Annotated in this window: 14 protein-coding genes; 8 read left to right on the top strand and 6 right to left on the bottom strand. The window is 51.1% G+C overall.

Going from position 1 to position 22,875, the window contains the following annotated elements:
* Positions 1 to 179 precede the first annotated feature (179 nt).
* Entirely contained in the window at positions 180 to 2,906 is a 2,727-nt protein-coding gene (locus K3T82_RS09655; protein WP_236031080.1) for a valine--tRNA ligase, read from the top strand.
* A gap of 466 nt (positions 2,907 to 3,372) precedes the next feature.
* On the top strand, positions 3,373 to 3,801 hold the full coding sequence (locus tag K3T82_RS09650) for an RNHCP domain-containing protein (RefSeq protein ID WP_220193259.1): 429 nt from the start codon (positions 3,373 to 3,375) through the stop codon (positions 3,799 to 3,801).
* A 190-nt stretch (positions 3,802 to 3,991) separates the two neighbouring features.
* Here K3T82_RS09650 and K3T82_RS09645 read toward each other — a convergent pair whose 3' ends face one another.
* Both K3T82_RS09645 and K3T82_RS09640 read right to left on the bottom strand, forming a co-directional pair.
* Entirely contained in the window at positions 3,992 to 5,929 is a 1,938-nt protein-coding gene (locus K3T82_RS09645; RefSeq protein ID WP_220193258.1) for an ABC transporter ATP-binding protein, read from the bottom strand.
* Positions 5,930 to 6,536: 607 nt separating this feature from the next.
* On the bottom strand, positions 6,537 to 7,208 hold the full coding sequence (locus K3T82_RS09640; protein ID WP_220193257.1) for an RNA polymerase sigma factor: 672 nt from the start codon (positions 7,206 to 7,208) through the stop codon (positions 6,537 to 6,539).
* Between the two features lie 496 nt (positions 7,209 to 7,704).
* On the opposite strand from K3T82_RS09640, the gene K3T82_RS09635 reads away from it, so the two are divergent.
* Positions 7,705 to 9,855, top strand: a complete 2,151-nt coding sequence (locus K3T82_RS09635; RefSeq protein ID WP_220193256.1) for a MerR family transcriptional regulator — start codon at positions 7,705 to 7,707, stop codon at positions 9,853 to 9,855.
* Between the two features lie 172 nt (positions 9,856 to 10,027).
* On the opposite strand, the gene K3T82_RS09630 is transcribed toward K3T82_RS09635, so the two are convergent.
* Positions 10,028 to 10,696, bottom strand: a complete 669-nt coding sequence (locus tag K3T82_RS09630; RefSeq protein WP_220193255.1) for an RNA polymerase sigma factor — start codon at positions 10,694 to 10,696, stop codon at positions 10,028 to 10,030.
* A gap of 490 nt (positions 10,697 to 11,186) precedes the next feature.
* Here K3T82_RS09630 and K3T82_RS09625 point away from each other — a divergent pair, with 490 nt between their 5' ends.
* The 5 genes from K3T82_RS09625 to K3T82_RS09605 all read left to right on the top strand — a co-directional run bounded on the left by K3T82_RS09625 (position 11,187) and on the right by K3T82_RS09605 (position 17,987).
* Positions 11,187 to 13,325 (top strand): MerR family transcriptional regulator, encoded by a 2,139-nt coding sequence (locus K3T82_RS09625; RefSeq protein WP_220193254.1) that lies wholly within the window; start codon positions 11,187 to 11,189, stop codon positions 13,323 to 13,325.
* A 487-nt stretch (positions 13,326 to 13,812) separates the two neighbouring features.
* A complete protein-coding gene (locus tag K3T82_RS09620; RefSeq protein WP_220193253.1) occupies positions 13,813 to 14,454 on the top strand; it encodes an AAA family ATPase in 642 nt (213 codons plus the stop codon).
* A 377-nt stretch (positions 14,455 to 14,831) separates the two neighbouring features.
* Positions 14,832 to 15,737, top strand: a complete 906-nt coding sequence (rho, locus tag K3T82_RS09615) for a transcription termination factor Rho (RefSeq protein ID WP_220193252.1) — start codon at positions 14,832 to 14,834, stop codon at positions 15,735 to 15,737.
* 167 nt (positions 15,738 to 15,904) lie between these two features.
* On the top strand, positions 15,905 to 16,612 hold the full coding sequence (locus tag K3T82_RS09610; RefSeq protein ID WP_220193251.1) for a zinc ribbon domain-containing protein: 708 nt from the start codon (positions 15,905 to 15,907) through the stop codon (positions 16,610 to 16,612).
* 67 nt (positions 16,613 to 16,679) lie between these two features.
* Positions 16,680 to 17,987 carry a thymidine phosphorylase gene (locus tag K3T82_RS09605; RefSeq protein ID WP_220193250.1) on the top strand — a complete coding sequence of 436 codons (1,308 nt, stop codon included), beginning with the start codon at positions 16,680 to 16,682 and terminating at the stop codon, positions 17,985 to 17,987.
* 65 nt (positions 17,988 to 18,052) lie between these two features.
* Here the strand turns inward: K3T82_RS09605 and K3T82_RS09600 are convergent, their stop codons facing one another.
* The 3 genes from K3T82_RS09600 to K3T82_RS09590 all read right to left on the bottom strand — a co-directional run bounded on the left by K3T82_RS09600 (position 18,053) and on the right by K3T82_RS09590 (position 22,869).
* Complete coding sequence (locus tag K3T82_RS09600) at positions 18,053 to 20,827, bottom strand: protein kinase domain-containing protein (protein ID WP_220193249.1); 2,775 nt, start codon at positions 20,825 to 20,827, stop codon at positions 18,053 to 18,055.
* 327 nt (positions 20,828 to 21,154) lie between these two features.
* Positions 21,155 to 22,612, bottom strand: a complete 1,458-nt coding sequence (locus K3T82_RS09595) for an NAD(P)/FAD-dependent oxidoreductase (RefSeq protein WP_220193248.1) — start codon at positions 22,610 to 22,612, stop codon at positions 21,155 to 21,157.
* Between the two features lie 11 nt (positions 22,613 to 22,623).
* Positions 22,624 to 22,869 (bottom strand): hypothetical protein, encoded by a 246-nt coding sequence (locus tag K3T82_RS09590; RefSeq protein ID WP_220193247.1) that lies wholly within the window; start codon positions 22,867 to 22,869, stop codon positions 22,624 to 22,626.
* Between the last annotated feature and the right edge of the window lie 6 nt (positions 22,870 to 22,875).

The raw sequence follows: 22,875 nt of genomic DNA, 5'->3' as shown, positions 1-22,875 counted from the left end.
ATAAAGGTGGTACCACGAGCGCATGTCCTTTCTCGTCCTTTCGCGAGAAGGGCTTTTTTATTGCCGAAAAATATAATGTAATTCCTTATACGGAAACCTGAGTGCGCCAGCACTAGCTGCCGCTCAGGCAGCGTTGGTTTTCGCATAAGACCTTAAGCATTTGAAATTGAGGAAGTACAATGGCTGAGCAGGAGAATACTACTCTTACAATGTCCACTCCTTCCGCTGCTGACCTGCCCAAGGCATATGAACCCCAGGCGGTCGAGGCGAAGTGGTATCGTTTCTGGGAAGAGGGCGGCTACTTCAAACCACGTCCCAACCCTAACCGCGACCCCTTTGTCATCAGCATGCCTCCGCCTAATGTGACTGGCGCGCTTCATCTGGGACACGGTATCACCTCTACCGTTGAGGATATCCTTATTCGCTACCATCGTATGCTGGGTGTCGAGACACTTTGGGTGCCTGGAGAAGATCATGCCGGGATCGCTACCCAGACTGTTGTTGAGCGCCTGCTTGCTAAAGAGGGCACAGATCGCCACAAAATCGGTCGTGAAGCCTTCCTTGAGCGTGTCTGGCAGTGGGTGCATCAATACAAGGGCCGTATTCAAGATCAGCATCGTCGTCTCGGCGCTTCTTGTGACTGGTCACGCGAGCGCTTCACCCTCGATGAGGGCCTCTCGCAGGCTGTGCGCGAGGTCTTTGTTAGCCTCTACGAGGAGGGGCTAATCTATCGAGGCGAGCGCATCATCAACTGGTGCCCCCGCTGTATGAGCGCACTCTCCGACCTCGAAGTCAATCATGTGGATACACCGGGAAAGCTGACCTATGTTCGTTATCCGCTCAAGCCCCTGGATGGCGAAAGCGAGACGCGCTATATCAGCGTTGCGACTACGCGTCCCGAAACTATTCTGGGTGATACCGCCATCGCTGTGAATCCACTGGACCCGCGCTATAAAGATCTGGTTGGTCGCCTGGCAATCGTGCCCGTGATGAATCGTGAGATTCCCATTGTCGCGGACGAAGCCGTGGACCTCACCTTTGGCACTGGCGCGGTAAAAGTCACGCCCGCGCATGACCCTACTGATTTCGAGATTGGCCTGCGTCATAAGTTGCCCGCCATTCAGGTCATTGGCTTTGATGCCAATATGACCAACGAAGCGGGACCCTATGCCGGGCAGGATCGCTATGAGGCGCGCAAGAATCTGGTCGCGGATCTTGAGAAACTGGGTTTTGTTATCAAAATAGAGGATTACACGGTGCCGCTGGGGCATTGTCAGCGCTGTGATACCGTTGTCGAGCCTCTCATCTCCAAGCAATGGTTTGTTAAGATGAAGCCTCTGGCAACGCCTGCCATTGGAGCCGTCAAGCATGGCTTGATTCGCATTGTGCCCGAGCGCTTCAATAAAACCTATATGGACTGGTTGGAGAACATTCATGACTGGTGTATCTCGCGTCAGCTCTGGTGGGGTCATCGCATCCCTGTCTGGTACTGCGATACCTGTGGGCAGATGACAGTCAGCCGCGAAGATGTTACGGCTTGCCAGCACTGCCATAGCACTGCCGTGCGCCAGGATGAAGATGTGCTCGATACCTGGTTTAGTTCCTGGCTCTGGCCTTTCAGCACGTTGGGCTGGCCCGAGGATACCGCCGATCTGCGCCGCTACTATCCAACGGCGGTCATGGAAACAGGCTATGACATCATCTTTTTCTGGGTCGCGCGTATGGTGATGGCGGGTATCCACTTCATGGGTACCGTTCCCTTCAGCACCATTTACCTGCACGGTCTGGTACGCGATGCTAAGGGCGAGAAGATGAGCAAGTCGAAGAACAACGTCATTGACCCACTTGAGGTCATGGACAAGTTCGGTACTGATGCTCTGCGCTTCACGCTGGCGACGAGCAGTACGCCCGGCAACGATATGAAGTTAATCGAAGATCGCATCATCGGCAACCGCAACTTCGCGAACAAGATCTGGAATGCCTCGCGCTTTGTGCTCATGACCACAGCTGAGATTGGTGGCGGCGTTCCCGATGTCAGCCAGGTTCGACCACACACATTGGCCGACCGCTGGATTCTGCATCGCCTGACGACCTTGACGCAAAACGTGACGCGCCTGATTAACGACTTCCAGCTTGGTGAGGCTGGTCGCCAGATCAATGACTTCTTCTGGTCTGACTACTGTGACTGGTATGTCGAAGTTGCCAAGGTGCAGATGCAGGGCGATGAGCAGGCACGCCGCTCCACGACTGCTATCCTGCGTGCCGTACTTGACCAGAGCTTACGCCTGCTTCACCCCTTCATGCCTTTTGTCACTGAGGAGGTGTGGCAGCATCTCTATCGCCTCACCGAGGCCGATCAGAAGAAGTGGCCCGCGAGCGCCCTGATAATCGCTCCCTGGCCGATGGCACAGGAACAGTTTGTTGACGAGGAGTCCGACCAGAAGTTCAGCCTCTTACAGGAAGTCATCACACGCATCCGCGATGCGCGAAATCAGATGAATGTTGAGAATGCGCGCCGCATTCCTGTTATTATGGCCGTTGGTGATCGTGTTGCAATGTTTGAGGAACAGGCTCCATTAATCCAGTTCCTCGCGCGCACGGAGCAGCCCCAACTCCATGCCGCTCTCGCCAGCAAAGTCGAGCAGGCCATGGGCCTGCTGGCGGGCAACATCGAGATCTACCTACCGCTAGCAGGAATGGTTGATATTGCCAAAGAGCTTGAGCGTATCGATAAGGAGATCGCTCAGGCACAACAGGAGCTTCAACGCTTGCAAGGCAAATTGGCGAACCAGAACTTCGTCACGCGTGCTAATCCCGAAGTGGTCGCTAAAGAGCGCGACAAACTCACTGCTCAGGAGGAGCGTGTCGCCAAGCTAGAGGCCCGTCGTGCCCAACTCGCTGGTTAAGCTCTAGTCTTAAGAAGGGATATACTGGAGAGCATTCGAATGCCTTCCAGTATATCCCTTTTGTGTTCACCCCGCGCCAAAATCGGGCTTGATTTTATTTCATTGAGCAGGTATAATTTATAATATAACTCTACAGTTTTTTGCTAGAAATGAGATGCCATTTTATGAAGACCACGCTCGCAGGAGCGCGGTGGACGTGCGACCTCTAATATTCGCTCGGAGTATCCTTGCTTCATCAATTTCACACCTCCACCTGCGCTCCTCTACATACACCCGTTCTATCGCTTTTTTATGCAGCCTTTTATTCTTCCAGGTTAGTTCTTGTATGACCAGTAACATAGCCGCTCCCTATCCTTTTTGGGGATTGGTTGGCATACCTGGAGAGAGTTGTGTTGGTGCCTTCTGCTACCATATACATTTGAAAAGCTGCCAAAGTTTCTTGTCAACATAAAGAAGAGGTCTTCAATTGCGAAAACGTATGTCGCGCGCAACATCTGCATCTAAAAAAAGGCCCGCACATCTGGATGAGGCGGACATTCTTGATATCTATGATGGGGAAGACGCTGAGGATTTCCGTGCTAGCGGACGCGGTAAGAGCGCGAAGCCACTCTACAATACTGCTGAAGAGGTTTTTAAGTGTCGGCATTGTCGCCGCTTTGTCTGCCCCTTGCCTAGCGGCGGACATCACCGCAATCACTGTCCCTTCTGTCTCTATTCTCGCCACGTCGACGATCGCCAGTCGGGAGACCGTCTGAGCACCTGCGGCGCGTCCATGCAACCCATTGGGCGCTTCCAGCGTCCGGGGGAGAGGATGTCATTGTACATCGCTGCCTGGGTTGTGACTTTGAGCGCTTTAATCGCATTGCTGCCGACGATGACTATGATCTGGTGCTAGAGTTGCCCCTGATGGAGCCGCGCACGGGTCGGGAACTCAAGGCGAAGCAGTTTGATACCTGGCTGGAAGAGCAGTCGGAGCAAGAGGCCGACGAGCAAGATATCTCTGAGTTTGATTAGACTCTAAACCAGCCGTAAATGCAAGCAGGGGAGATGAACGCGATTGTGTTCATTCCCCCCTCTTGTGCGTGCTAGTCTGCGCTGATCTCTTCTGGTATCATCTGAGTGAATTGTTCATTATAAAGGCGTGCATAGAGTCCATTCAGCTGGAGTAGCTCTTCATGCGTGCCTCGCTCAACAATCTGCCCCTTGTTCACTACCAGGATTATGTCCGCCGCCAGGATGGTTGAGAGACGGTGCGCTATAGCCAGCGTCGTGCGTCCTTTCATCAGTGGGTCTAGTGCGGCCTGGATCAGGCGTTCAGAGTGTGTATCAAGTGCGCTGGTTGCCTCATCCAGAATTAGGATACGTGGATTTTTCAGGATGACACGCGCTATGGCGATACGCTGTTTCTCGCCGCCCGAGAGCTTATAACCCCGCTCACCGACAACCGTATCATAGCCCTCGTCCAGGTCCATGATACGCTCATGGATGGCCGCTGCCTTCGCCGCCGCGATAATCTCCTCTTCTGTCGCGTCTTCTCGTGCATAAGTCAGGTTATCACGAATGGAGGCATGAAAGAGATAGGTTTCCTGGGTGACCATGCCAATCATATCGCTGAGGGATGACAGCGATATGTCCTTCACATCATGCCCGTCAATCCTGACCGCGCCATTATCGACTTCATACAGACGTGGCACGATATAGGTCATCGTGGTTTTACCCGCGCCACTGGGGCCAACCAGTGCCGCCAATTGTCCAGGCTGAATCGAGAACGAGACATCCCTCAAAGCTGGAGGTAGATTCTCCTCTACTGTCTCCTCCTTTGGCTTCTCCTCCTCTTCCGCCTTGCCAGCAAGGGCGCTAAATGCGTCGCGCTTATACGAGAATGTTACATGCTCGAATTCTACCTTGCCCTGGACCGTCTCTGGCTCGATCTTAAGCGCATTCGGCTTGTCCTTGACATCGATTGGCATATCCAGATACTCAAAGATGCGGTCGAAGAGTGCCAGTGCTCCTTGAATTTCGACCTGAAGGCTAAGCATCTGACCAATGGGGAAGAAGATGCGGCTCTGAAGCGTCGTGAATGTGACGATACCACCCAGCGTCATATATCCACCCAGGATGGGCGCGTGCTTGATGATCTGCGCGCCGGCGATCAGGTAGACGACAGCCGGAATGATGGAGAAGAAGGTGCCAATGAACATGAAAAACCAGCGACCAATCAACTGTTGGCGCACCTCCAGGTTCGCCAGATTCTGGTTCTCCTTCTCGAACTGCTCGCGTGCGTACTCCTGTCGCCCAAAGGTCTTCATCAGCAGGACCCCACTGACTGAGAGCGTCTCCTGCATCATGGCTGTCAGTGAGGCCAGGCTCTTCTGTGTCTCCTTGCTTGTCTGGCGACGCACATTACCAACTTTATAGGTGAACCAGAGGAAGAGTGGAAGTAGTCCCAGTGAGACCAGAGTGAGCAAGGGGCTGACGATAAACATGGCGATAACGGTGCTCAATGCCGTTGAGACATTAGAGACCACGCTTGTTGCTGTATTTGTTACCACTCCCTGCACGCCACCCACATCATTCGAGAGACGTGACTGGATTTCACCTGTGCGCGTACTGGTAAAGAAACGCAATGACATGCTTTGCAGGTGGGTATAGAGCTTGTTGCGGAAGTCACGCATCACGCTCTGCCCGATCTTATTATTTAGATAGGATTGCCCTACGCCGATAAAGCCTGTGATAATCGGCGTGATAAACATAATGATGACATAAATGATGAGGAGATTGAGGTTCCCTTTGCCAATAGCGTCATCAAAGATGCGTTGGATGAGCAGAGGATTAACCAGACCGAGTACGGTAGTCGTAATAATAGCAAGTAGCACTAGCAAGACTTGTAGCCTGTAGGGTTTGAAAGCCTCTACAACACGCCGGATTGTGCGTGCGTCCGTCTTGCGACCACGTTTTTTCTGCTCCTCAATGTATTCCGCCATACCCTTTCCACGCCCTCCATGCATTCTGTGTACTCCCATATGATACTCTCCACGGGTTTTCTGCCAGGAAGGCATATCTTACCTTCCATGTGCCTGCTGTGTCTTTCGTGATGTTTAATTTATTCCTTTTAGATTCCTAGATGTTAGTGTAGCAGATTGTTGGGTATTGCACACCGGTCAACCAAACGGTTTCAGCCTGTCAAAAAGGACAGGCATGAATAACACCAGATATGAATTTCGCCTTACGTTTTCTGCTTGAGTTAGATAGAGAGAAGCCCGGAGCACTAGCTCTGACGCTCCGGGCTTCGTATGGGTTCTTCACTCGCCTAGTGTATGGTGGGCCTGCTCAACACTACTCCTACAACGAGGCCAGCGATGAAGGCAACCAGAATCAAAATGACGACAGCCTGTGTTCCTAGTGTTAGCTCTGGCATAGGTTCCTCCATTTGCCTGTTCCTCCTTATGCGAAAATCTGAGCGTGCTGGCGTTGATTTTCGCATAAGATCTTAGCAGTGTGTAGCGATATCCAAGATACATGCCTTTTCCAGAAGACGACCTACAGAAGTTTGCTTCTTCTACTACAAGAGACGTAATCGTAGCTCAATCCGCAAAACATTCAGATGATCCATTGGCTAAAGATGTAAGATCATGCTACCAGATGAGCGTGCCGTTGGATGAACTCGCTGCGTAGGCGCTTATAGGCAATACTGAGCAGGGAACTATGGCGCGTTTTCTCGACTGGCTTTGTGGGAAGTAACCCTCTGTATGCTTTGAGATCAATGTGGACGGTGCCCAATGCCCTCTCCAGTGAGGGCAACTGTGTATCTCCATTCCCAGGCTGATGCGCCAGGTCTATGAGGATTGCCGTGCGCTGCTTCGTGGGAAATGTCGCGATTAACTGCGCAACCGTAACCAGTACGGTCTGTGTAAAAAGAGCTTCAAATGTGGCCTCAATCGGGTCATCTGCATTATATTTAGTTGCCCTCTCGAATGTATAGTCATCATCGGGGAGTGGCTGTAAGCGTCGCTCCTTACGCCTCAAATCTCGACAGTAGTTACGAGCGATAGTGCGGCAGAAGGCTTCCATATTTTGGATCTTGCCATCGGCGGCAGTGGGCATCTGTCGGTAAATACGGATAACTGTTTCCTGTAATACATCTTCTATCAAGTCATTCTCCTGCCCATGCCATGAAGGCACAGCGTAGAGGTAGACAAACAACGTTACAGAAGGCCGAAGAAGTTCATACAAAGCAATCCATGTTTGCTCATGCCCAAGAGCAAGTTCCGTCATAGATGGAAAGGTTGTCTGTGTCCTCATACCAGTTATCCTCCTACAGTTTTTTGATCCTTCCTGGTCATGCGAGATTTTTTGAACAATCAGCGATAGTTGTTCTAAAACAACGTTGTTTTTTAGATAATACAAACAATTGCGTATATTGTCTGTAATCAAGTTAAGAAAACTTGTAAATAAAGAGGAGGTGGATGAAGGTTTTATAATGAAGATTGTAAGTAACTTTAACACTTGTGTCAATGAGTTTTATAGCAAATAAGGTAATATTTTTGAGATAACAACTTTTTTGTAGGAAATAAGTATTTTACGTAGGATAGGTGTGGGTTTGGTGTTGAAAAGTTTAGCATGTGAGAGTACAATTTAGTTTAAAGAATAGGAGCAATTGTTTTTTTATTTTCTGGCAAAGAAAACATCAAATAGAGTGAAGATAATGTATATTTCCTGTTTGAGGAGGATCATCTTTGAGCAGGCGTTCATCAGCACATTAAAGTAGCGCGAGCAATTTTTAAGAACTGAGGCAGTTATGGAAGACTACAACCGGCAGCGTATCCAACTCCACCTGCGGAACGAAGAAGTTCAAGCACGCGTTCTTGATAATATCAAGCGTAGTCGCGCTGAAGCGACGGTGACTATTGGGCGCGCAGCCCAGCTATTCGGCTTTAGCGAGAGCAAACTGCGCGACCTTGAGGCCGCCCAGTTGTTGAGTCCCACTCGATCTAAGGATCATCGTGGTCAGCGTCAGTATCCCTTAAGCGAACTGGCGAAACTCGCGGTCATTCGTGAGTTGCTCGATGCGCGCTTTACTCCCTCTGATATTCCCAGTGATATTGATCTACTTTGGGAGATTAGCCTTCCAAATAAAAAGCATGTTCTGCCATCTGACCAGGAAGGGGTCGAGGAGGAGATTGCCACACTGTCTATTGATCAGCGCCTTGGACGTGAGAAGGCGCTCCTCTTCTGGCGCTACTATGCCGCTCAGGCCTTACGTATGTCGCTGACGTTGATCAGCGAGTTTTTGCCGGGCATGCCTATTGGTCTGATTCTCCCCCTGCGTTATGATCCAATCGAAGCCGGTGTGCACGATCCCGAAGACCTGCCCATGCTGGGAGAGTCGATTGTTGGTTGGCTGGATCACAGTGGAACTGTGCATACAATGTTTACTCCGCGCCCGTCGTTTCAATACGCTACCGATTATTGTATCTATCCGCTTACTACTATGCGCAATGAGCGCCCCCTCGCAGAGCCTCAAGATCATACTCTGATTGTGCTTGACAGACCTGATAAGCGTTCTCGTCTTCTTTCGTTGCAGTCCGCTTATGTGCGCCTTATTCGTCGCATGCTTCAACCTGTCTATGAAGAGGTTGGGATGATGCACGAATGCTTTGGTCCCGGCTTACATGATTTCCGCGAGGTGGCTATAGATTTCCTTACAGTTCATTATTATCAGGATAGCATTCTGGAAGGTCTGACTGATATCGTAGTGCGTATGGGCGGAATACGTGAGGATGGTCAACGGCGTTGGAAGTTTAGCTTGATTGCCCTGCCTGATACAAGCAATCCAGACCAGCCCTTATTGGAGCGGAGCCTGGTTTCATATGCTCAGAGCAAAGAATGCCCCTATGTTATTAGTGAGTCAACCTTTTCGCCACAGAAATCGAAGACCAGCATTGGTATCCGCGCGTATCAGAGCGGACGCATCCTCTACCAGCCCCGGTTATCTATGCGAGATCGCACACGCGCGTTTATTGATATCGAAGGTGATATCCATTCAAATATTGCGATTCCGGTAGGGGGCGAGGATGGCAATCCCCTGGCTTTGCTTTACGTGGCTTCGGATTATGAAGATGCCTTTTCACTGGCAGATCGTCAATTGCTCAGAATCATTGCTCGCTTTATTGAGAACATTATTATGACGTATAAGGTTCGCCTGCGTGCGACTAATGACCTTAAGAGCTTGATGCATATGCCTGATGTTGTGGATACACTCTATGGTGAGTTTCGTTCCGAAAGCGATTTTATGCGTGACGTGGAAATGCTGGTTACCGACGCTCGTTCATGGGGGGAAGAGAGCGAGCGATATGATGAAGAGAACACAAGTTATGATAACTTCCGAGAGAGGGCAACATGGGGCGGAAGCGACATCGTTTCTTTTATTGCACTTGATATTGATAACCAGATTCACCTTGCAAAGCAATATGGCGATCAAACCATGCGCCAGCTCAACAAAGCAATAGGCTTGCGCATCCAGGAGTTAATGGCATCTCTGACGACCAGGGCATCTCAATGCCAACTGTACTATATGTATGCGGATCGATTCTATATGCTGCTACGTGGCTATACACGTGACCAGGCGTGCGAAAAGGCTGAGCAAATCAGATTGAGCCTGGAAGGGAGTATCGCTATCCAGCAATCCGAGGCTGTAGATAGCACGCTTGTGATACCGGGCATCTCCGCGCATCTCGCCGTGACCTCTTATTCGCGCTCGAAATTGAGTGAGCTTTTAGAGGAGTATACATCTACAACCGAAATAAGTTCTATCATAAATCATACTCTGGATGTCATTCTTAAGTTGGGGGTAGATGAAGGCGGAAATGTGATTATGGCCTGGAACTCGCATGTAGGAAGTATCGGTGGGTATGCGCGCTGGCCTCATGCCGCATCACCTACGGCATAGCTTTCTCTTTACTAAAAACGATCTCATAACAAGAGTAGTATTCCGACTATTCTGCTCATAAGAAGTCACCCAAGAGGAGCAAAACAGGCTTTGTTGCATAAAGCCTGTTTTGCTCCTCTTGGGTGACTTCTTAGTGTTTAAGTACTATGTTCTCTCTAATTGATTTGTGATATTAAACTGCAACCTCGCGGCGTAGGCGTTTATAGGCAATGCTGAGTAGAGCGGCGTGTCGGTTTTTCTCCCCTGGCTCGGTTGGTAGAGGGTGATGATAATCTTTGAGTTCTACACCCGCCTCTGAGAGAGAGCGTTCGAGCAGAGTTGGGTTCTCGCCGAAATCAGTAATATTAGCGAGGTCGATAAGCAGGGCTGAGCGTTGTCCTGGCGGAAACTTGGCAAGGATGCGGGCCGCCAAAGCGATGATATTGGTGAGCATCATATGATCGACCGCAACTTGTGATGGATCAATCTTGCCCAGAGGTGAGACGCTTTCCAGATAGCTTTCGGGATGATCACTCTCTTGCGACGGACGAACAAGATTCCAGTCCTTCTTTCGCCGATCTCGAAAGTAGTTCTGCGCGATCGTCTGTCCGAGTGATTTTAAGGAGCCTATCGGACGAACTTCACCTTGCGCGGCTCGTTGACTGTAACGGAAGGTACGTAGAACCGCCTCCTGAGTGATATCTTCTGAGACTTCCCGTTGCTGTCCATACCAGGCATTGATATTGGCGTTGCGTACCCACTTTTCAACACGGGGAAAGAGCCAGGTATGGAGGTCATGCCAGGTGGCTTCATCATCGGGACAATAGCGAAGAGCGATGGTTTCGTCGGTTTGTGCCTTCACGTTCAATCTCCTCCCTGAGAAGGAATGGATGCCAATGTCCTTACATAAACCAGCCCTATGAGCGTATCTTACAGAGATTGTAGAGATGGATGCGTCGACTTAATAATCAACAAGAATTTGTTGATTCAAGGAGCATTTCTGCTCTTTCTTAAGTAAATACTACCTAAAAGGATGACATTTGTCAACACACTTAAGATTGTGATTTTATTGGTGATAAGAAAGTTAAGTGATATTGTATGGTTAGAGCGTAATTTTATATCTAGAATCTTGAGATTACGTATTGGTTCGTATAAGGCGTGCTTAAGAAAGTTCGGATTTTGTTTTGCTTATGAAGAAAGTTCGGATTTTGCTGGTGCACGTACTATACAAAAGGAGTTCTATATGGTACTATTACATAAGGTGAGAAATAATAAGTCAGGGTAATTGGCAGGGAAGAGGCAGGAGATGGAAATAATTCCTGACTGAAAGATGCTTGAATAGGACTCCCTGCATGGATGAGAGAACCCTGCATCGTATAAAAGAGCACCTTCGACTTGAAGAGGCACAACAGCGTATTCAACGCTCCATGGAGAAAGGTCACGCCGAAGCGACTGTAACCATTAGCCGCGCCGCTGAACTCTTCAACCTGAGTGAGAATCGCCTCCGCGATTGGGAAGAATATGGCCTACTCGCTCCTCTGAGACCTACCGGCCCTAAAGGCCGACGCCTCTACACCCCTTCCGAACTTGATAAGCTGGCAGTCATCCGAGAACTGATCGAGGCTGGCTATGCTCCCAGTGATATACCTCCTACTATCGACTTGCTCTGGAACTCTCTCCGTGTAGTTGGTTCTCCATCACCATCTCCTTCCTGGTCTACCCAACCTGTTTCCATACCTAGTGATTTACCTGTAAATCAGCGTGTGGAGCAGGCTCATGATGCTGGCTTCTGGCGTTTTTTCGCCTCAAATACCCTGCGTCTGGTACTGATGTTGATCTGTGAGGATCTGCCGCATACTAATGCCTGCCTGATTCTTCCCCTAAAACCAGGAGTAGATACAACATCTGAAGAAATGCGGCGCGTAGAGAATTTGGAACGTATGGGGGAAGCGCTGGTTGGCTTTCTCGATCAAAGCTATATGTCACATACATTGTGGACAGCGGCCCCTTGCTTTGAGTATGCTTCGGATTATCGGGCTTTACCCCTGGCGGTCATGATCGATGATAAAGTGGAGGGATGCCCACGCGATCAAACGCTTATCCTGCTCGATAGGCGTTCGCGCAAACTCACGTTAAGCGCTCCTCTTGTGGAGACCATCTCACGCCTACTTGCCCCACTTTATGAGGAGGCTGCGCGCTTCCGTGATTGCTTTGGTTTGGGGGCGCGTGATGTTATTGATTTTTCGACCGATCTGGATAATATGCTATTAGATGAAGATAGCAACCTCCATGGCGTGAATGAAATGGTTGTACGTCTGGGAGGGGTTACTGACGAAGGTAAGCCCCGCTGGCGTTATAGCTGCCTCTTCTTGCCCAACTATCCTACCTCCGTTCTCTCTTTACAGCAGCGCTCGTTGCTGTTGCGCTCACAGAGCGAACACGCTCCCTTTAAGATAGGAGTGACACGTTTTGGCCCACAACAGCTTTCTACCTCTCCCCTGGTACGTGCTTTCCAGGTTGGGCATATTCTTCAGCAACCGCTGATATCAGTCTCCGATGATCCAAATTTGCATATCCACGAAGGTGGAGAGGTTGTTCGTTCGGCAATCTCAATTCCCATTATGGGTCGCGATGCTATCCCTGTTGGTGTTCTTTATGTTGCCTCACTTGAAGCAGATGCGTTCAATGAGGCTGATTTGCGCGTGCTTCGAGTAATTGAGAATATGCTCGGTGTGTTGTTGGAGACCTATTATGCACGCCTTATGCCCTTGAGAGGTCTGCGCGACGCGATTGCCTTTCCTTCTGTGGTTGATCCACTCTTCCGCGATTTTTATTCAGAGAACGAGTTCGCGCTTCAGGTAGAGACGATGTTACGCGAGATCCAGCGCCGTGTTGACTTTGGGGCACGGGATATCGTTTCCTTTATTGCCCTGGACATCGACAATATGAGTAGCCTGGCGAATAAGTATGGTGATCGTATGGCGCGTGATCTGAGTCGGGCTGTGGGTATGCGTATTCAGGGCCAGTTGCGTGCCTTTAAAGATGATGCCCAGTGCGAACTTTATCGTATCAGTGCTGATCGCTTCTATATTATGCTTCAGGGGATGCCTCTGGAGCAGGCTCAGGCCAAGGCTGAACTTCTGCGGACCGTTCTCAGTGGCTCTTATCAGATTGATCCACAACGTGTTCCCTCCGGACAACCCACCTTGCCCGCGAATATGGTTACCTTAGGCTCGATTACTGTCCGCTTAGGAGTCTCCTTTTATGCATATAGTAAGTTGCGCGAGATCTTACAACGTTATGCTACACAGGATGCCCTGGTAGAGGTTCGCCTGCTGCTAGAGCGCTTCTTAGATGAGGTGCTCGATATCGGTAAGCGTGAAGGCGGTAATGTTGTGATGAGTTGGGACCCCCACCAGCGCAGTTATGCGCGTCTGACCCCTTCTGCTGGCACCTCTGCCCCGTCCGTTTCTACTACCAACGCCAAATAACTCTGATGCGAAACTTAAGCTCTAAAGCATTCTTCATTGCATAGTTTATAGAAGCGTGAGCAGCGCTTGCTTGTAGTATCTACATAGCCATTTTAGGTACAGTATTTGTCATCCAAGCATGCTTTGCTATGTGCCTTCTGTATACTTAACTTTAATACAAAGCTAACGAACATACCTCTCCGTATAAGAATTGCCTTTGAACGATTTTACCAGTTTGTAGATTTTACATGAAAACGAGCTCTCTCAAGAGGGCGCGGCGTTGTCGTCGCTAACACATTGGACTAGCAATCTTTCAGGCAATTAGCGGATGATAGGCATAGGGAATATGTCCGTTGTGGACGCTCCTTCTCTCTTCGGCCAAAGGGCTGGCATGGGCGTGGATGTAGAGTATCTTTTTACTACTCCACGTCCATCTCTCTTATTTGGAAGATTACATTCGGGAGCGAAAAATGCTAGGAGTGGACGTTAGCTACGGAAGGTGTTATATATGAGCGTAAAGGTATTTGTCCTGGGGCGTCCGGGCAGTGGAAAATCGACCGGAGCGCGTTACATCAGGCACCTGGTCCAGCAGGCAGGCTGGAATAGTCTCCATTGCAACGACTATCCTATCTTGAAAGAGATGTTTCTGGCTGATAGAGAACATAAGAAGTTTCGCCCTACAGAACATAACGGTTTCGATGCTATTGACTTGTCCGTTCTTGATAGTGCCTTACAGGAGTTAGAATCTACTGTCAACAGGTTGAGTGCGACAGCTGATATGGTGACCATTGAGTTCGCACGTGACGACTACCGGACAGCCTTGCAGCAATTTAGTCCGGCCTTCCTGCATGATGCTCATATCCTGTTCTTGCATGCTGACCTGGATACCTGCCTGCAACGTGTACATGAGCGTGTCGCCTGTTCTCTCTCGTCTGATGATCACCCTTCGTTCTCCGACGCCATTTTTAAGCGTTACTATGCTAATGATGCCAGTAGCTATATTGCCAATTCCTTGCGCGAAGAGTTTGGTATCTCGCGAGAGGTGTGTGTCATTAACAACATGGGGGCGTTGAACCAGTTTCAGTATGAACTAGAACAATTTATACAGGGTGTCCTCTTACATAACGAAGCCCTCTCGTTGACTGCATAAAATTAAGGTGTGATGGTTGTCTGCGTTTACATCTGTGGCACCAGGGTAAGGGGACTGATTTTCAGATACACCCCTTACCTTACTAGTCCGTGTAGCGGATAGAGGCAACCATCTGTATCTAGCTCACAGATAATAGCACTCTGGCTTTCTCATCCATTGACTCATGTGATACAGTTATGTTTAGATAACCTCCTGATGCGAAATCAGCTAGACCTGGCTGGTTCCCATCACTGATACTCGCTTCTAGGATCTTCTTGCCATTTGTACTATAATCTTATGCGAAAACCAATCCTCACCCGAGGGCACGGTGCCCCCAGCGCGGTTAGCGTTGACGTGCTCTGGTTTTCGGATAGGTAGTATTAGGAGGTCGAGATTTAGTGGCTTCTATACGTAACACCTTCGAGAAGCTCACACCAGTTCACCCACATCGTCGCATCACGCTAGAGACGGATGCGAAGCCCATCGCATCACGCGTGATAGATTTGCTGGTACCGCTAGGTTTTGGACAGCGCGCGCTTATCGTCGCGCCACCTCAGGCCGGTAAAACGACTATTCTGCGCCACGTGTCGACCGCCCTGTTGCAGAATTACCCCCAGGCTCGCCTCTTTCTATGCCTGGTTGACGAGCGTCCCGAAGAGGTGACTGAGTGGCGCTCGGATATTCGAGGCCCTCAGGTTAAACTCTATGCTTCTAGCTTCGATCAGCGTGCGAGTAAGCATGGCTATGTCGTTGAGCAAGCTTTGTTTGATGCTAAACGCGCGGTTGAGCAGGGTGATGATGTCATCATGATCCTGGATTCATTGACCCGCCTGGCTCGTGCGCACAATATGAACTCAGATATGTGGCGGCATGGACGTGGGGGGAATCGCACTCTCTCTGGTGGCATTGATGCTCAGGCCCTTGAGATCGGGCGTAGAGTCTTCGGAGCCGCGCGTGCTACCGAGGAGGGCGGTAGTCTGACCATTGTGGCAAGCTGCCTGGTGGAGACAGGGAGTCGTCTGGATGATGTGGTGTATGAGGAATTTAAGAGCACGGGCAACCTGGAGGTTCGCCTTTCGCGTGAGATGGCGGATCGGCGTATCTTCCCAGCCATAGATATTGCCTCCTCAAGCACACGTCAGGAAGAGCGCCTCTTGAATGAAGAGGAACTCAAGGCTGCGGCGTTTATTCGCAGGCGCATGGCGGACCTACCTCGCCGTGATGGTAATGAGCAAGCTATTCGTCTCTTCGAGAAGACAAATTCGAATTCTCAACTTGTGGGCGCGATTCTGAAGCAGTCCTGATTTGACTCCGTTGGCATTATTGCGTCTATCCAGGTAGATATTGTTGTATCCCGGCTCCTCTACTATGGCCTTATACGAAAACCTAACGCCGCTATCGTGGCTAGCGTTGAGACACTCAAGTTTTCGCATAGAGGTATATTCGACAAAAGGAAACTGGAGGAATCAGTATGCGTTGCCCATATTGTGGCGAACGAAATCCTGATACGATGCATTATTGTGTCCGCTGTGGCCGTGATTTGCGCATTGGTACTCAGGCCCGGCAAGGTCAGCGCCCGTTTCAACCTACTCAGGGCACACCAGTCCCCACTAATATGAGGCCACCTCAGCCTCCTCGTTATGTCAATGCGCCACCACCTCCACCACAGCAGCGACCCGCTCCCCAGAAGCAGCCTGCGCCAGCGCGTAATTCATCCAGGCGTCGTGTTCCATCCGCCAATAATGCCATGCCTGAGGCGATTCTTCCTCCTGCCGTTGCTGTGCGCGAGGGACCTGAGCCGCCTATTCCTTTTCCACCGCAGACGCTCGTGGAAATGAAGTCTTTGGAGAAAGAGGGGCTAGATTATACTGTTGTGCATGATGACCTGGGATATGGTCGCAAGAAGGTCGTTAAGATTTCTTTCACACTTAGCGTACCCTGGCTCCAAGTCGCGACTCTGCTTAAAGCATTGAGTGCGTATCGCTCGCCAGAATTTGATACAATTGTGATACAGGGAACCTCTTCGCAGGCCCCTGATGTTTATGACTTTACTAATGGACAACTACAATACGATCATCATACACGTCTGGGAAGCCAGTTAGTAGATCGCTATCTTATCGATAGCGGTACTGGTCTGGAGAGCGACGCTGTGCGCATCGTCTTCACCGAGCGCAGCTAGCCAGCATCAAACTTTTTGTATATCGCTTTCCCAGGCTCAATTATGATATTTATCATCTGGGGGGTGTATGCAAGCAGTTGAATTGATACGTAAGAAGCGGGACGGAGGAGTCCTGAGCACAGAAGAGATTGACTGGTTTATTGCTGGATATACGCGTGGTGAGATTCCTGATTATCAGGTGGCGTCCTGGCTGATGGCGGTCTGCTGGCGTGGTATGGATGCGCGGGAGACGCGTGATCTGACTCTGGCAATGGTCCATTCCGGCGCGCAATTGCGTATCAACGAGGTCGTTGCACCAGTTATTGATAAGCATAGTACAGGTGGTGTAGGCGACAAGGTTACATTAGCGGTGGCTCCCCTTGCTGCCGCCTGCGGAATCTCGGTTGGCAAGATGTCTGGTCGTGGCCTGGGCCATACTGGTGGAACAATTGATAAACTTGAATCTATTCAGGGCTTTCGTTCCGAACTGACGAGCGATGAGTTTGTGCGTGTGCTAGAGAGTGAAGGGCTGGTACTGGCTGGTCAATCAGCGGAACTTGCGCCCGCCGACGGCAAGATGTATGCCTTACGCAATGTCACCGGAACTGTTGAGAGTATTCCTCTGATCGCCGCCAGTATCATGAGTAAGAAGCTTGCCATTGGCTGCTCGCATCTCCTTCTTGATGTCAAATTTGGCGGTGGCGCGTTTATGAAGACGGTTGAACGGGCGCGCGAACTGGCGCAGACCATGGTTGATATCGGACGCCTCGCGGGTATGCACACCGTGGCGGCCCTGACCTCAATGGAGCAGCCTCTTGGACGTGCTGTTGGCAATGCCCTGGAGATGGCGGAGGCTATCGCCATCTTGCGCGGTGAGGGGCCTGAAGATGTGAGCGAACTCTGTTACCATGAGGTCGCGGAACTGCTCCTGATGACGGGAGTTGTTTCAACACAGGAGGTCGCTCAGGAGAGAGTGCGTGAAGCGGTGCGAAACGGCGCGGGAGTGGCGAAACTGGCGGCTGTCATCGCCGCGCAGGGCGGTGATCCTCGCCAGATTGAAGAACCTGAGCTATTGCCACGGGCCCCCTATCGCGCTATATTGAATGCGCCTCGTGACGGCTATATTTCCGCCATCGATGCTGAAGCCATTGGTCTTGCCAGTATGCATCTCGGTGCGGGTCGTTTCAAAAAGGGCGATCCTATCGATCACAGTACTGGCCTGGTGTTGCAAGCCAAGGTTGGCGATCATCTCCGGTCAGGTGAACCTCTGGTGGAGGTTCACGCGCGTGATCACGCAGAGGCTGAAGCGCTCTTCGCCGCGCTTCTTGCCTGCTATCAGTGGAGCGATGATTCTGTCACCACCGGCCCTCTAATCCACGAAATTATTCACCCTTAGTGTGAATCCCATGAGTATAAATATGACCCAGGTTGTTGGCATCGCCTTACAACCTGGGTCATATTTTATTTCCCAACTGGGATCGGTGTGGCAGTTGCCTGCTGTCCTGGTTGGGATGGTGGCGAACCCTGTCCCGATCCAGTCCCCGAGCCCGAAGAACTTCCAGAAGAGGAACCGGAGCTTTGCCCTGAGCCCGAAGAGCCTCCAGTCGACGAGCTTGAGCCCTGTCCCGAAGAGCTGCCAGAGCTAGATGGGTTTCCTGAAGAGGAGCCTTGCTCCCCAGTAGATGAAGGAGATGAGCCCTGTCCCGAAGAGGCCTGCGTTTCTTGTTGCTTTGGGGCTGTCGTGGGTGTTGTCTGCTGATTGGATGGTGTGGAAGTTGCTTTGCTGCCGGGTGTGGACTGAGCAACAGCGTCTGGTGTGCTAGTTTCTTGCGGAAGCTTGAGCGAGAGCTGGAGGAAGTCTGAAGTGGGCGTACCAGGCTCACGTGTACCGCGTAGCAAAAACGCATGGCCCTGAGCGTCGCATGCCGCCGCGCCAAGGAGTGATCCCCCTCCTGGAATATCTGGGAGCGCATGTGTGCTTAGCGTATTTATATCGAAGAGCCAAGCATGGGCCAGGCTGGCATTCTTCGCGGGATTGAAGCCACCGAAGATAGCGAGTTGGCCTTTTGTAGGTGAGCAACTCGCTGCTCCACTGAGTGGTATGGGGAGTGTGGCCTTCTCTTTACGCCAACTATCATGCGCGCTGTCATAGCGGTAGATGGCATTTGAGGGATGCTTCTGGGCAGCGTCGGTCGACCCGCCAAGCAGTAGGATGTCATTGTTCGAGTTGCGTGCGAGCATCACATAGCCCAGTCCCTGGGGCAGTGACGCCCGTGCCTGCCATTGCCCAGTCGCGGCATTATAGCGATACCAGCCCGTGCCTGCCAGAGCTAGCCCATCTCCCGCCTTGCTATATCCCTCCGTCGCGTAAATATTGCCTTGCTGATCGCTAATCATAGCCAGCCCGAAACCAGGAATGATACCTTGCGAGAGCGTCTGCTTATTCAGGCTACCATCGTCAAGGTGGTATTTGTGTATTTCAGGCGCTACAGTAAAGCTATCGGTCGAGTAGCCAGTCGCGAAGAGCAGGTTTCCTTTTGTATCGCTTGCGATGGCGTTGTTAAGCATTCCCGGAAAGGTGCTATTGTCTGTGGGAGCTGTCTCCCAGCGTGAAGTTACAATATCATAGCGGTACAGGTTATGGTCATATTTCGGATCTTGCGTCTCCCCTCGATACCCCCCTGTCATATAGATATACGAGCGCCCTTTTGATTCAGCGAATATGGCTGCGTTATCGGCTACCGGAACAGTGGGTGAGGTAAGCTGATGCCAGGTGGCGTCATGGGTTAGATCAACGTTTTCAGGTTCTGATAAGGTGCTATTGTCTATCGGAGCAAATGTAAAGGGCGAGATGTGAAAGTATGTCAGGCTGGCGGTCAGCAGCATAAATAGGAGTAGGACCAGAGCCAGGACGGTAAGAATGCGTAGCCCCTTATGCGCTTCCTTCGTATATGGATCTGCGACCGTGTACGAGAGCACCGCTGGAATGATATCAGGAATAGGGGATCGTGGTGCTGTTTGCGTGGGCGCTGGACTCACTGGCTGTGGGAGTGGCGTCGCCTGACAGTGGAGCTTTTGCAATTGATGACGTGTCTGGCGTCGTGTATCCATTACCTGTGAGAGCAGGGATTCAGATGGGAGCGCGCTCGCGAGTGAGAGGGGGGCAAGTGAGGAACTTACGCCATCTTCTTTCTGGTTGAGATCCTGGCGCGGACTCTCCTCACGAATTGTCGTATGTCCTGGTAGAGGTGTCGCTGTGGCCTTGATCGTGCTCAAGCGCTGCTCATAGGCCGCGCGCTCCTCAATCGCATAGACCCTTTCAAGTGCTTGGGCGAAGAGGGTCGCGTTTTGATAGCGGTGCGCTGGCTCCGGGCGTGTCACGAGATTGATGAGTCCCTTGAGTGCTGAGGAGGTCTTGTTCGAGATGGGGCGCGTCTCGTCCCTCATGAGTGCGGAGGGATTGAGGCGTAAGCCTGTAAGCATTTCGTGCAGGATCACGCCCAGGCTGAAAAGATCCGAGCGTCCATCTGTCTGTGAGCCGCCACTATACTGCTCAGGTGAGGCGTAGCCTGGTGAGCCAAAATCCGTCGTATCATTGCGCTGTTCTTCTTTATAATAGCGGGCGATTCCATAATCAATTAGCATCACGATTCCGTTGGGCATAAGCATGATGTTGGATGGCTTAAGGTCTCGGTAGATCACGGGTGGCTGCTGTTGATGGAGATAGGCGAGCACATCGCAGATCTGAATAGTATAGTTTAGAGCTTCGAGTGGTTGAAGGGGAGCATTCTGGTTCAAGTAGGCATTTAGAGGCGTGCCGGGCACAAAATCCATTACCAGATGCCAGTAACCATCCTCAAGGAAGTAGTCGTAGAGTGTTGGGATGGCGGGATGGTGCAGTCGTGCCAGGAGTAGTGCTTCGCGTATGAAGCGATCAGTATGCTCACCTCCACTGAGTGGGAAATGGCCTGGAGCAACCGCCTCTTGTAAATCGGTTGTCTCAATGTCATTGAGATGGAGCACTTGCTCAAGTTCGGCGACCACGCTCTCAGGCAGTGGACTATCCGCGATGGCGAGTTTGATGGCGAAGAGCGTGCCGAGAGTTGTATGTGTTGCGAGAAGCACCTGCCCCATGCCTCCCCGTCCAAGGATGCGCTGAACCTGGTACTCTCCATTATGCAAGGTTTTTGCGAGTGGTATCTGCGAGGGTGTGCGTAGATTTGAACTGCCTGGCATTGCTATGTACTTCTCCCTTCCAACTGTCGTCCACCAATAGACAGGCTAGAGTTGGTACCAAGCCGATACCTTCACCTCAATTCCTGTCACTCCGTACACTCTCTACATTGTAGCATACTGCCCGCCAATAAACACCGAGGCAGCAGCGTAGGTTTACATGGATCGCAAAAGTCATCATTCTCAATCTAAGCATGCGTAAGTGTGAGGGATCGCTGCATTGTGGGATGGATAGCGCTGAGTATTAGCCAGCGCCTACATATGAGATAGGTGTAGGGTTTGAGAGGTGTGAGAGATTGTTGCACTGGCTGCTTATGATTGTATAACTGGTTATACCTTATTCCTGGTTATCTGCTCTAACATTGTATGGCGGAGGTGGGAGTTGAAGGAGGAACGTAGTGTGCGGAGACCTGGGAGCAGAGCTGCGATTCTGCGTAAGAGTTTGTGAGTGTTCTGATAGAGCGTGAGGGTTATGGATTGGCGTCCTAGTTGGAGCCAGGCTGTAATCCAGCCAAGAATCTCAGTTGGTGTGAGGGTAGCAAGGGTTAGTTTATAGATCTGCGGATAGTATTTTGGTGTGTTCAGCACCAGGCGCGTGTAGTCAAGCCAGCCCACGCGGTCTTTGAAGAAGTCGTTTGTGATGCGTGGCCCAAGGTCGGCGAGGGCGCGGCAGAAGATGTTGAGTGTCTCATTGACCTGCCAAGGCTTGTCACTCTGGTTGGGTTGGGCGATCATGAATTTGCTAAAGGCACGTGCTACAGCTGGGATGGCCTCCGAGGCACGTATGCGATTAAGGTCGGAGGCATTGAGCAAGTTGTGCTCCAGCGCGTAAGCTAGAAGTGAGGTGATGCGGCGTAGATTGCGCACATAGGAACCAAAGCCGCAGAACGTCAGTGGTGATTGGAAGGCTGCGGCATCACCCAGTGAGATGACACGATCATAGGCCAGAACCTTCCGTTCTTTCTGCCAGGGCAGGGTAATATTATAGCCCGCAGGAATAAAGCCGTAGACAGGTCGTATGATCTCCACATTGCTCGTGTCCTTGTAACTGAGTAGGAGCGCGAAGAAGTCATCGAAGAGTTCCAGCAGGTCTACGGGCTGACCTGTTTCCGCATAATGAAAGAGATAGATTGCCACCTGATCATCATGCCCCGGGAAGGCTTCCCAGATAAGCTGGCGACCATTACGTGCATCTTCAGTCGTGACGAGAATTTCACCAAGTTCAGGATCGATGGCATCAGGCGTCGTTCCCACTTTGTAACCGTGTGCCACTGTTCCCACTGTTGGGCATACCAGTGAGAAAGGGCGACCGCAATTAAGCTGGCAAGCGATGGGTGAAGTTGAGCCCATGCCGTCCACCAGGAGCCGCGCGGCATACATGTATGCCTCTCCTTCCGTCGTTACCGAGACGTTGACGTTCTGTTGAGGCGCGACCTTACAGTGTTCAAAGCTGGTCCTATGCAGAATGCGATTAGGGAGCCCGCTACGCGGTTGATGGGCCTTGATTTTCTGCACACAGAGTTGAGTCAGGCGCTCGGCATCGACCGCTACATTCAGGACATCCTTGAGATGTAGTTCAGCGGGCGGTACCTGGATGTGGGCAGAGGCGAAGCACACCAGCCCGTCGGTATATTCACGCTGGATAACCTGTTCAAGTTCGTCTGGGGTGAGCAGTCCTACCGTTAGCAGTTCATTGAGCTCATCGCGTGAGATATTCCATTCTCGGTGGACCGCACCGACCGTAAAGCGGTCAAAGACGAGCACGCGCAGGCCATAGCATATCGTCATTACCGCCGCATTCAGAAGATTGAGGCCCCACCGGCATAAATGATGTCAAAAGTATCGGTCGCGGGGAGCTCTTGTGTGCTCTCACTCACAACCACTTCTGCGTACTTGCGAGTAGCACCTGAGCGTAGTATTCCCTGCCAGGACACATTAAGATCTTGAATGCGGCGTAAATGCTCTTCCGCCTGTGGTACATACGCGAAGGCTGCCGCCAGATGCGGATAATGTAGGGTAAGCTGATGCAGGTGCATCTCTTGCATGTAGGC

Source organism: Ktedonospora formicarum, from assembly GCF_016587355.1.
Taxonomy (GTDB): domain Bacteria; phylum Chloroflexota; class Ktedonobacteria; order Ktedonobacterales; family Ktedonobacteraceae; genus Ktedonobacter; species Ktedonobacter formicarum.
Note: the sequence above shows the minus strand (reverse complement) of the source record. Positions and strands in the feature narration are given on the sequence as shown.